Genomic DNA, 9,666 nt, shown 5'->3' on the forward strand with positions numbered 1-9,666 from the left:
CTTCAGCGTCGTCCTGCTCATCGTCGGCGCGGCTCTCGCCGGCATGGGCCTGTGGCTCGACCGCACCGGGTGGTGGGAGGACCACGGGTTCCTCGGCAACCTCGTGTCCAGCTTCACCTCGCTGTGCTTCGGTGTCCCCACCGCGCTGCTCGTGCTCAGCCACCTCGGCGACGCCCTGGCCGATGCCCGCCAGAGGCAGCGGACGGAGGAGCATGCGCGCCGTGAGACCCACGAGTTCCAGGTGGCTCTGACCAGAGTCTTCGACGTCCCCGACACCGCGGAACTGCTCGCACGGGCGCAGAACTTGAACACATCCGTACGCCGGCTTCGCCAGCTGGACGACGCCGACGGATCAGCCGCCGCCGACTTCTTCCGCCTGTTCAACGACCTGCTGGAGCTCGGGCCCGCGCCGTCACAGGCGTACAGGGAGCCGGTCTCGTTCCAGGACCTCTCGTGCGATCGCTGGCAGTGGAAGAGGATCGAGACCTGGCACGTGCGGGTCGAGACCCAGTGGAGGGTCCTCAGCGAGGAAACGCGCCCGCGAGCCCATGAGTTCGCCCTGCCGTGGCTGACGCGGTCTCCGGCCAACCTGGGTCAGCTGGCGGCGAGACGGCTCTTGGACGAGGACGGGCGCAATCCCTGGCGGCTGCCGGAAGGCTCCACCGACGCGGAGGCCGTCGAAGCCATGGGGCATTTCCTGCATGACCTGCTGGTCCTGTGCCGGACGGCGCAGAGCCTGTTGCACCTGTACCCCGCGCCGGACTCGTCCGTGGCACCCGGAAGGAACGGCCGTCGCGGTCCCTGAGGCGGCAGCGTGCCCGACTGCCCTTCGGATCATTCGGCGGCGTCGCGCTGCCGGTGGTCGTAGCCGTCGCGATGGGTGAGAACCTCCGTCATGTGGCCCTCGGCCCAGTCCTTGATTCCCCGCATGACTCCCTGGAGCGAGCGGCCGAGGTCGGTCAATTCGTAAGTGACGGTGACGGGCACCGTGGGCGTCACGGTCCTGGTCACCATCCCGTCGCGCTCGAGTGAGCGCAGCGTCTGCGTCAGCATCTTCTGGCTCACGCCCGAGATGCGGCGTGACAGCTCGGAGAAGCGCATGGGCTGCGGTTCGCCGGCGGAGGGCACCCCGGGACGCGGGCCGTCTCCGCCCAGGGCGGCCAGCACCAGGGCGACCCACTTGTCGGAGATCCGCTCCAGGAGTTGGCGGCTGGGACATGCCGCGAGGAATGCGTCGTACTGCGCTTTGGCCACGGCCCGCCGCTGGGAGGCGCTGCTGGTCGGCATAGCTCATCTCTTCCGGTCGGTGACTTACGCACTTCAAGGTGCCTACTTACCAATGGAAAGCAGGTGACCCCATGCTGGTGCTGCACCACAGCGAAGGCAAGACCACCTCACGAGGCTTCCCCGAAGGAGCAGATGACGATGAACGAGATGACGACGACCACCCAGGTGACCTCCCGGCGAGCCGTGGTCCGCGAACCGTCCGGGCCGCAGTCCATCGAGATCGTCGAAGTCCCGGTGGCGGAGCCGGCTCCGGCGCAGGTCCGCGTGAAAGTTGCCGCCGCAGCGATCAACCCAGTCGACATGGGCGTGGCCGGGGGGATCTTCCACCAGCTCGGAATGGTCCACCAGCCCGACTACACCGGACTCGGCTGGGACTTCGCCGGCACGATTGATGCCGCAGGGCCCGGCGTCGAGCTGCCGGTCGGCACCCGTGTTGCCGGGTTCATCGACGGGTTCGACCGCGACCAGGGATCGCATGCCGAGCACCTCCTCGTCCCCGCCGCGAATGTCGCCGTCGTACCGGACGGCCTGGACCTGGTCGAGGCCGCGGCGGTGCCGCTCAACGCGACCGCCGCAGCCCAGCTCGTCGACCTCCTGGGGGAGGCGTCGGACAAGGCCCGGCGCCTGCTGGTGACCGGCGCCGCCGGTGCGGTGGGCGCATACGTCGCCGTACTGGCCCGGGACCGCGGCTGGCAGGTGACCGGGATGGCCCGAGCGGCCGACGAGCCGTTCGTCCGGGGCCTTGGCATCGACTTCACCACCGAGTCCGGGCAGGGCTGGGATGCCGTTGCCGACGCCGGAGCCCTCCAGGAGAACGCCCTGCGGGCGGTGCGCGACGGCGGCCGTTTCGTCGGCGTGCAACCGGCTTCGCGGCTTCCCGAGGAGCGCGGCATCACCGTCGAGGTCCTGTTCGCCCACCCCGACGGGAGGCTGCTCGCCCCCCTGCTCGCACGGGTGGCGACGGGCGAACTCCCGGCCCGGGTCCACGCCGTCACGCCGCTGGACGAAGCAGCCGGTGCCTACGAGGCCATGGCGAAGGGCGGTATCCGCGGCCGGATCGTTCTGGTGCCCTGACGGTGCGGCGCCATCTCGCGCCGCCCCTGGCTGTGACCGAGAGGGTCCCGGACCCCGGCCGAAACGATCCCCTCAAACGATCTCCTCAACGGAACGGACAGGACATCCGATGCTCACCACCATTGCCACTGTTCTCGCCGGACTGCTCGGCGCGGCCCTCATCTTCATGGGCGGGCAGCCCTTCGCCAAGCCGCAGGTCGCCGCCGGTTTCGGCATTCCCGACACACCGGCCGACGACCCCGGCTTCCAACCCTGGCTGCGCGTGAAGGGCTTACGCGAGATCGCGTCCGGAGTCTTCGTCTTCGTGCTGATGCTCGCCGCGACGACGTCGCTGCTGGGTTGGTATGTGCTGGTGCTCGCCGCGGTGCCCGCCGGAGACGCCATGGTCGTGTTGCGCAGCGGGGGCCTCAAGGCCACTGCGTACGGCGTCCACGGTGCAACGGCGGTGGTGATGCTGGCGACCGCCGTCGGCCTGCTGGTCTGACCCGTCGTCGTCGGTGATGTCCGACTCTCGCGGTACCGCGAGAGTTGACGCCGGGTCCCACCGTCGGTTGACGATCGCCGCCGACCAGCACATTAGGTTGCTGACCGGACTCAGGGGCGCCAAGGGGCTACTGGGGCAACCGACAGGGGGAAGAAGACCATGCGATCAGCCTTGATGAGGACGCTCGTCAGCGCCACTGCCGTCATCGGAATCGCCACCGGGAGCCTTGCGGGCGCGGGAGCGAGCCTCGCGGCGCCCCAACCGGGAGCGAGGACCGCGGCAGCCACGCAGGAGGTGTCCGTGCTCGCGGTGAACAACCTGGGGCTGAGCACCTGGCAGGCGCAGCAGTGGCAGTGCTTCCTGGACGACCAGGGATTCGATCCCGGCACCATCGACGGGAAACTGGGCACCAGCAGTTGGAGGGCCGCGCAGAAGGCCTTCAACGCCTGGCAGCTCGAGGCGGGCAGGGTCGACGGCATCGTCGGACCCGACACGATCAAGGCACTGCAGCGGTTCCTCGGCGTCCCGGTCGACGGCATCGCCGGACCGCAGACCAAGAAGGCGTTCAAGGACTTCGCCAACCTCGGCGGGTGCGGCTGAGCCGGACGGGAGCCGGCCGACCTCGGGAAGCCAGGAGCGGGACAGCCATGCACTACGGTGACGCTACGCCCACGTGTCCGGCCGGTCGCCGACAGCGGCCGGCCGGAACCAGTTGGAGCCCGAGAGCATGACCGACCCGACTCAGGATCCCCGCTTCCCGCAGAGCAGTAATCCTGTCTCCGCGCCAGGGCGATCCGCATGCCCGGTGCAGCCGGTACCCTCCGGCGCAGGCGGGAGCCCCGGCTATCTGGTCACCGGTCACGCCGAAGCCAGAGAAGCCCTCAACGACGCCCGGCTCTCGAAGAACACGGGCGCTTTCTTCGCGGGAAAGGGATCCCGGCGCCGCTTGCACCCGGCGGTCGCCCAGAGCATGCTGGCCAGCGATCCGCCCCAGCACACCCGGCTGCGCAAGCTGGTGACCAGGGCATTCACGACCGGGGCCGTCAGGGAACTTCGTCCCTTCATCGCCCGCGTCACCGACGACCTGCTGCACCAGTGGCCCGTCGGCGAGCGGTTCGACCTGGTGGCCGGCCTGGCGGTCCCGCTGCCGGTCATCGTGATCTGCGAACTGCTCGGAGTCCCGCAGACCGACCGCTCCGACGTCCGGCGCTGGTCCGCAGAGCTGTTCGCGGCGGGAGAGCCGGACGTCATCGACGCGGCCTCACATGCGCTGGCCGACTACATGACGAGCCTCATCGCCGCCAAGCGCCGGAACCCCGGAAGCACCCTCCTCGACCGACTCATCTCGGCCCGCGACGGAGACGATCACCTGAGCGAGGACGAACTGGTCTCCCTGGCCGTGCTGTTGCTCGTGGCCGGACACGAGACCACGACCAACGCCCTGGGAAACGCCGTCCTGACGCTGCTCCAGCACCCGGCCGAACGGGAACGTCTTCGCGCGGATCCGGACTCCGTGCCCTCCGCGCTGGACGAACTGCTGCGGTTCGACTCCCCGGTCAGTACGGCGACCTTCCGCTTCACCACCCAAGCCATCACGCTGGGCGGCACCGATATCCCGGCCGGGGCCCCGGTGTCGATTGCTCTGGGTGCAGCCAACCGGGACCCGGCGCGCTTCCCGGCGCCCGACCTGCTCGACCTGGACCGTGACGCTGCCGCGCACCTGAGCTTCGGCCATGGCATCCACCGCTGTGTCGGCGCGCCCCTCGCCAGGGCCGAACTGGAGATCGCCCTGCGAGCGGTGCTCACCCGATTCCCCGGCATCCGGCTGGCCGTGCCGGCGGACCAACTGCTCTGGCGCCGCACCCGACTTGTGCGCGGCCTCACCTCGCTTCCCGTCCTGGCGTAGCCGCCGGGGCTGCGCGGCCCCGCGCCCGGCGCGTCAGCCGGTGACCAGTTCCCGGCTCAGGACGTGTTCGACCAGGGAGATCAGGACGTCCTTGCCGGATTCCCGGTCGCGTACGTCGCAGAGCAGGACCGGGGTGTCCGCGTTGAGGTCCAGTGCGCGGGACACCGCGTCCGGGGTGTGGCTGCGGATCCCGTCGAAGCAGTTCACGGCGACGATGAAGGGGATGTTGCGGCTCTCGAAATAGTCCACGGCGGGGAAGCAGTCCGCGAGGCGGCGGGTGTCGGCGAGGACGACCGCGCCGAGGCAGCCGGTGGCCAACTCGTCCCACACGAACCAGAACCGGTCCTGGCCGGGCGTGCCGAACAGGTACAGGGCGAGGTTGTCGCGCAGGGAGATGCGGCCGAAGTCCATGGCGACCGTGGTCGTGGTCTTGGTGGACACTCCCTCCAGGCTGTCGACCGGGCGCGAGGCCTCGGTGAGGGGTTCCTCGGTGCGCAGAGGGCGGATCTCGCTGACCGACTCCACCAGCGTGGTCTTCCCGACGCCGAAGCCGCCGGCGATCAGGAGCTTGAGGGCGGTGAAGTCGGCGGGCGCCGGATGCCGCGTGGGGTGTTGCCGGTCAGAGTGCACGGAGGCCATTGATCACTTCTCGCAGGAGGTGGGCGGCAGGACGTTCTGTCCCGGCGGCGGTGGACTCGGGCGGCGTGATGTCGATCAGGCCCTGCGCCGTGAGGTCGCCGAGCAGGACCCGTACGACGCCCAGCGGCAGGCCCGAGTCGGACGCGAGGTCCGCGACAGGGCGCGGACCTTGGGCACACTGGGCCAGCAGCGCGCGCTGCTCGGGCGGGAGCGGGCCGCGCGGGGTGGTGGCGGTGGGCCGGACGATCGCCATCAGGTCGACGCGCTCCGCGCCGTTGTCCGTGCGGGCGCGACCGGCCGTCATGGCGTAGAGCCGGACCAGGGGACCGGCCTCGTCGTCGTAGCGGTCGGCCCAGGCTTCGGCGAAACCGTCGCCGTCGCCGCCCCGTTGGCGGTTGGGGGGCCGGTCGGTCATGAGGCATCACCGTCCGGCGCCGGCGCGTCATGGCTCCGGACGGGCACGGCCAGGTGTTCGTGCACCCGGTCGACCAGCAGGGCCATCTCGTAGGCCACCAGGCCGATGTCGGCGTGCCCGTCGGTGAACACGGCGATGCACGAGCCGTCGCCCGCGGCGATCACGAAGAGGAAGCCGCCCTGCAACTCGATCATGGTCTGGACGACGCCGCCCGCGTCGAAGTGCCGGCCCGCCCCCTTGGCGAGGGAGTGGAAGCCGGAGGCGATGGCGGCGAAGCGCTCGGACTCGTCGCGGCCCATGCCGTGCGAGGCGCCGACGCACAGGCCGTCGGTGGACAGCATCACCGCGTAGCGCACCTCCGCGACACGGTCGACGAGGTCGTCGAGGAGCCAGTCGATGCCACCCGCGCCGTGGTCGTTGCTCTGCTCGCCCACGGAAGTGACGGAGTAGGTCGGCGTCATCGGTCGGTAAGCCCTTCGTCGTTCGCTGCGGGGTCGTGGGGCGAGGGGCCCGGGGTGGCGGGGCCCGCCGGTTCGTCGCGGGCGGCCGAGGCGCGGCGCCGGCCCGAGCGCAGCGACGCCATGGTGGCGCGGGCGGCTTCCGGGGAGCGGACGGCCGGGCCCGGGGCGGGCGGCGGGGCCGTGCCCGCGTCCTCGTCGGTGCGCAGTTCGGGCGCGAGGCTGGCCTGGCGCACCCGGCGCGGCAGTCCGTCCTCCGCGTCCGGTACGTCCGGTGCGCCGGTGGACCGCGCGTCGGGAGCGGGCGGGGTCTGCGGTTGCCGGGGTGCGGCGGTCGGGGTCTCCGGCTGCCGGGGCAGGGCGTGCCGGGCGCGGCCGGGGAGTTGGCGGGGCGCCGGGTCACCGTACGGGAGACGGCGCTCCGTTTCGGGCGCGGCAGCCGGTTGGCGGCCGTGCTGCCGCTGGGCGGGGATGCGCCCGACGGCCGCCTCAGGGGCCGGGGCAGGGGCCGGTGCCGGGCCGGGCTCCACTGCCCGGGGCGGCTCGGGATCGGGCCGGGACCGCAGGCCCGGGTGCGGGGCTTGCAGGAGCTGCTGGGGGAGGAAGACGACGGCGGTGATGCCGCCGTAGACCGAGCGGCGCAGGGTCACGTCGACGTGCTGGCGCTCGGCGAGGCGGTTGACCACGAACAGGCCCAGCTGGCGCGAGTCGAGCAGGTCCACGTCCGCGGCCTGGATCTTCTCGTTGGCGGCGGCCAGTGCCGCGTCGCCCATGCCGAGCCCGCGGTCCTCTATCTCCAGGACCGCGCCCGCCCCGACCTCCTCGGCGCGTACCACCACAGGGGTGTGCGGCGGCGAGTAGGAAGCGGCGTTCTCGGTGAGTTCGGCGACCAGGTGGATGAGGTCGGCGACCGCCGAGCCGGACAGCCGCAGGTCGGGGATGTCATGAAGCTGGACGCGCTCGATGTCCGCGGTCTCGGCGATGCCCGCGCGCACGGCGTCGATCAGCGGGACCGGGTTGCGCCAGGCGCGGCCGGGCGCGGAGCCGGAGAGGATCAGCAGGGACTCGGCGTGGCGGCGCATCCGCGTCGTCAGGTGGTCCAGGCGGAAAAGGTCTTCCAGGTCGGTGGGGTTCTCGGTGCGGCGCTCCATGGTGTCCAGGAGTTCCAGCTGCCGGTGCAGAAGGAGTTGGCTGCGGCGGGCGAGGCTGACGTACACGCCTGAAACGCCCGTCAGGACGGCGGCGCGGCCCTCGACTGCGCGCAGCGCAGCACGCTGCACTGTGGTCAGCGCCGCGCCGACCTGGCCGACCTCGTCGCGGACCGGCTCCTTCGAGAGCGGCGCCTCCTTCTCCAGATCGAGGCCGTCGCCGCCGTGGATGCGGCGGATGGCGGCCGGGAGCCGGTGGGCGGCGAGTTCCAGCGCGGAGTTGCGCAGCCCGGTCAGGTCGTCGACGAGGCCGCGCCCGATGCGTACGGACAGCAGCAGCGAGAGGATCACGCCGAGCAGGCCCAGGAGGACGGCGAGGCCCGAACTGCCCAGGTTCGCCATGGAGTACGGCTCGGCGTCGACGCCCGTATCGATGGCGCCTCGCTCGGCGCCGGAGAGCCCGGCCAGGACGGGATCGGCCACGGAGTGCCAGTGCCCGGCGGTCACCGCGCCGGCGGCGCCGGAGGGCCCGGCGGCAAGGACGTCGTCCTGGGCGGTGGCCAGGCCGTTGCCGGCGGGGGAGTCGAGCACCTTGCGGTAGGCGGCGGCGTCGTCGGATCGCAGGTCGGAGACCGCCGCGTCGGCGAAGGCACGCTGCGCGGCGACGTCGCCGACGAACGTACGGTATTGGGCCCCCGCCATGGTCCCGCTGGCCTGCGCGGCACCCAGCACGGCATCCTGGCGGCTCAACGCCTCACGGGAGCGGGCCAGTTCGAGCACGGTCCGGGTGTCGGATGCGCGGTCGGGCTGATCGGCGCCCGCGACCCCGGAGCGGACCGCGAAGGCCCGCTCGACGGCCTTTCCGTAGTCGGACAGCACGGCGGCGGCGCTGCGCGGACTCTCCCGCCGCTCATCGAGCGAGCCGGCGCTCGCGAGCAGGGAGCGCACCCGGCCGGGCAGCCCTGCGTCCAGGGCCGCCAGGTCGGTGCTGGTGGAGCGGACGCCCGCGCGCAGTGCCGTGACGGTCTTGTCCGTACGGGCCTGCGCGGACTCGAAGTCGTCGCGGGCGCTGCCGCCGGGCGCGGCCTGGTACTTCAGCGCCGCGGCCCGCTCGTCCTGCACCGCGGAGGTGAAGTGGGCGACGGGCCGCACCAGGGTCGAGTTGATCTGGCGCAGCTGCTCGGTGGCCGAGACCTGCGAGGCGGTGGTGACGGCCGCGTGTCCCCACAGGGCCATCAGCGAGAGGACCGGCACGGTCAGCAGGGTGACGACCTTCGCGCGGATCGATTTGGGGCGCCAGCGTTCGGGCACCAGAGGGCGTACGGGCATGACGAAGGGGCTCCTTGGCGGTGCAGGAGTACGGGGGCGCGCACGGTGGCGTCGGCCCCCCGGAGAACGCGGGGCGCGCTGAGACGCATGGCGGGGCGCGTGCCGCGGTGGGGAGAGGGAGGGTGCGGGCTTGAGTGGCCCGGCTGCGGTCAGGTGAGCGGCAGTTCGACCTCGTGCAGCGGGCGGGCCGCGGCCTCGCTCTCGGCGCGCTCACGCGCCGTGGGGGACAGCGCGACGAAGGCGCAGGTCAGGAAGAGGAATGAGCCGAGCACCACGGCGAGCGGCAGGATGAAGGCGGTGGCGCTGGCCCCCTGAAGGGGCGCGGTGCCGGCGTGTACGTCCACCGTGACGGCGGCCATGCCCGTGTAGTGCATGCTGCTCACCGCCAGGCCCATCACGAGCGAGGCGACGGCCGCGACGACCGGCCCGCGCACGGCCAGCGCGGCCCACAGGGCGGCGGATGCGGCGGCGATCGCGATGAAGACGGAGAGCGCGACGAGCGTGGCGTCGTACGAGATCGATCCGTTGAGCTGGACGGCGGCCATGCCGATGTAGTGCATCGCGGCGACACCGAGGCCGGTGCCGATGCCGCCGAGCACGATGGAGCGTGCCCGGGAGTTGCCGTAGCCGGCGGTGAAGACGCCCGCGCCGACGACGGCGATGGCGACGACCAGGCTGAGCAGGGTCAGCGGGATGTCGTAGCGGATCGCGGTGCCCTCGGCGGTGTAGCCGAGCATCGCGATGAAGTGCATGGTCCAGATGCCGGCGCCGATGGCGACGGAGGCGCTGATCAGCCAGTTCCGCTTGGACCGCCCCCCGGCTGCCAGCGCGCGCACGGTGCAGCGCAGACCCAGCGCGGCACCGACGACGGCCATGGCGTACGACAGGACCGGAGTGGCCCAGCCTCCTGCCATGTGGTGCATGTG

General features: G+C 72.0%; 11 protein-coding genes. 5 read left to right on the forward strand and 6 right to left on the reverse strand.

The window, feature by feature from the left end:
* A partial coding sequence (locus tag ACQKIP_RS30395) for a hypothetical protein (RefSeq protein WP_427744716.1) occupies positions 1–805 on the forward strand: 805 nt, incomplete at its 5' end.
* A 29-nt stretch (positions 806–834) separates the two neighbouring features.
* Here ACQKIP_RS30395 and ACQKIP_RS30400 read toward each other — a convergent pair.
* A complete protein-coding gene (locus tag ACQKIP_RS30400; RefSeq protein ID WP_365856814.1) occupies positions 835–1,287 on the reverse strand; it encodes a winged helix-turn-helix transcriptional regulator in 453 nt (150 codons plus the stop codon).
* A 132-nt stretch (positions 1,288–1,419) separates the two neighbouring features.
* Between ACQKIP_RS30400 and ACQKIP_RS30405 the strand changes: the two genes are divergently transcribed.
* The 4 genes from ACQKIP_RS30405 to ACQKIP_RS30420 all read left to right on the forward strand — a co-directional run bounded on the left by ACQKIP_RS30405 (position 1,420) and on the right by ACQKIP_RS30420 (position 4,751).
* Positions 1,420–2,361 (forward strand): NADP-dependent oxidoreductase, encoded by a 942-nt coding sequence (locus ACQKIP_RS30405; RefSeq protein WP_427744718.1) that lies wholly within the window; start codon positions 1,420–1,422, stop codon positions 2,359–2,361.
* 109 nt (positions 2,362–2,470) lie between these two features.
* Positions 2,471–2,845 (forward strand): DUF4267 domain-containing protein, encoded by a 375-nt coding sequence (locus ACQKIP_RS30410; protein WP_365856818.1) that lies wholly within the window; start codon positions 2,471–2,473, stop codon positions 2,843–2,845.
* A 159-nt stretch (positions 2,846–3,004) separates the two neighbouring features.
* Entirely contained in the window at positions 3,005–3,445 is a 441-nt protein-coding gene (locus ACQKIP_RS30415; protein WP_365856820.1) for a peptidoglycan-binding domain-containing protein, read from the forward strand.
* Between the two features lie 127 nt (positions 3,446–3,572).
* Positions 3,573–4,751 (forward strand): cytochrome P450 family protein, encoded by a 1,179-nt coding sequence (locus tag ACQKIP_RS30420; protein WP_365856822.1) that lies wholly within the window; start codon positions 3,573–3,575, stop codon positions 4,749–4,751.
* A 33-nt stretch (positions 4,752–4,784) separates the two neighbouring features.
* Here the strand turns inward: ACQKIP_RS30420 and ACQKIP_RS30425 are convergent, their stop codons facing one another.
* The 5 genes from ACQKIP_RS30425 to ACQKIP_RS30445 all read right to left on the reverse strand — a co-directional run.
* Positions 4,785–5,390, reverse strand: coding sequence for a GTP-binding protein (locus ACQKIP_RS30425; protein WP_365856824.1), 606 nt, complete (start codon positions 5,388–5,390; stop codon positions 4,785–4,787).
* Positions 5,371–5,805, reverse strand: a complete 435-nt coding sequence (locus ACQKIP_RS30430) for a DUF742 domain-containing protein (protein WP_365856826.1) — start codon at positions 5,803–5,805, stop codon at positions 5,371–5,373. The genes ACQKIP_RS30425 and ACQKIP_RS30430 overlap by 20 nt, the downstream gene beginning before the upstream one ends.
* Positions 5,802–6,266, reverse strand: a complete 465-nt coding sequence (locus ACQKIP_RS30435) for a roadblock/LC7 domain-containing protein (protein ID WP_365856828.1) — start codon at positions 6,264–6,266, stop codon at positions 5,802–5,804. Before ACQKIP_RS30435 ends, ACQKIP_RS30430 begins: the two co-directional genes overlap by 4 nt.
* Positions 6,263–8,740 carry a sensor histidine kinase gene (locus ACQKIP_RS30440; RefSeq protein WP_365856830.1) on the reverse strand — a complete coding sequence of 826 codons (2,478 nt, stop codon included), beginning with the start codon at positions 8,738–8,740 and terminating at the stop codon, positions 6,263–6,265. The genes ACQKIP_RS30435 and ACQKIP_RS30440 overlap by 4 nt, the downstream gene beginning before the upstream one ends.
* Before the next feature lie 149 nt (positions 8,741–8,889).
* Positions 8,890–9,666 (reverse strand): MHYT domain-containing protein (locus ACQKIP_RS30445; RefSeq protein WP_427744723.1); only part of this gene is annotated, 777 nt, incomplete at its 5' end.

The sequence above is a fragment of the Streptomyces sp. NPDC059900 genome (assembly GCF_050270335.1).
Lineage (GTDB): Bacteria > Actinomycetota > Actinomycetes > Streptomycetales > Streptomycetaceae > Streptomyces.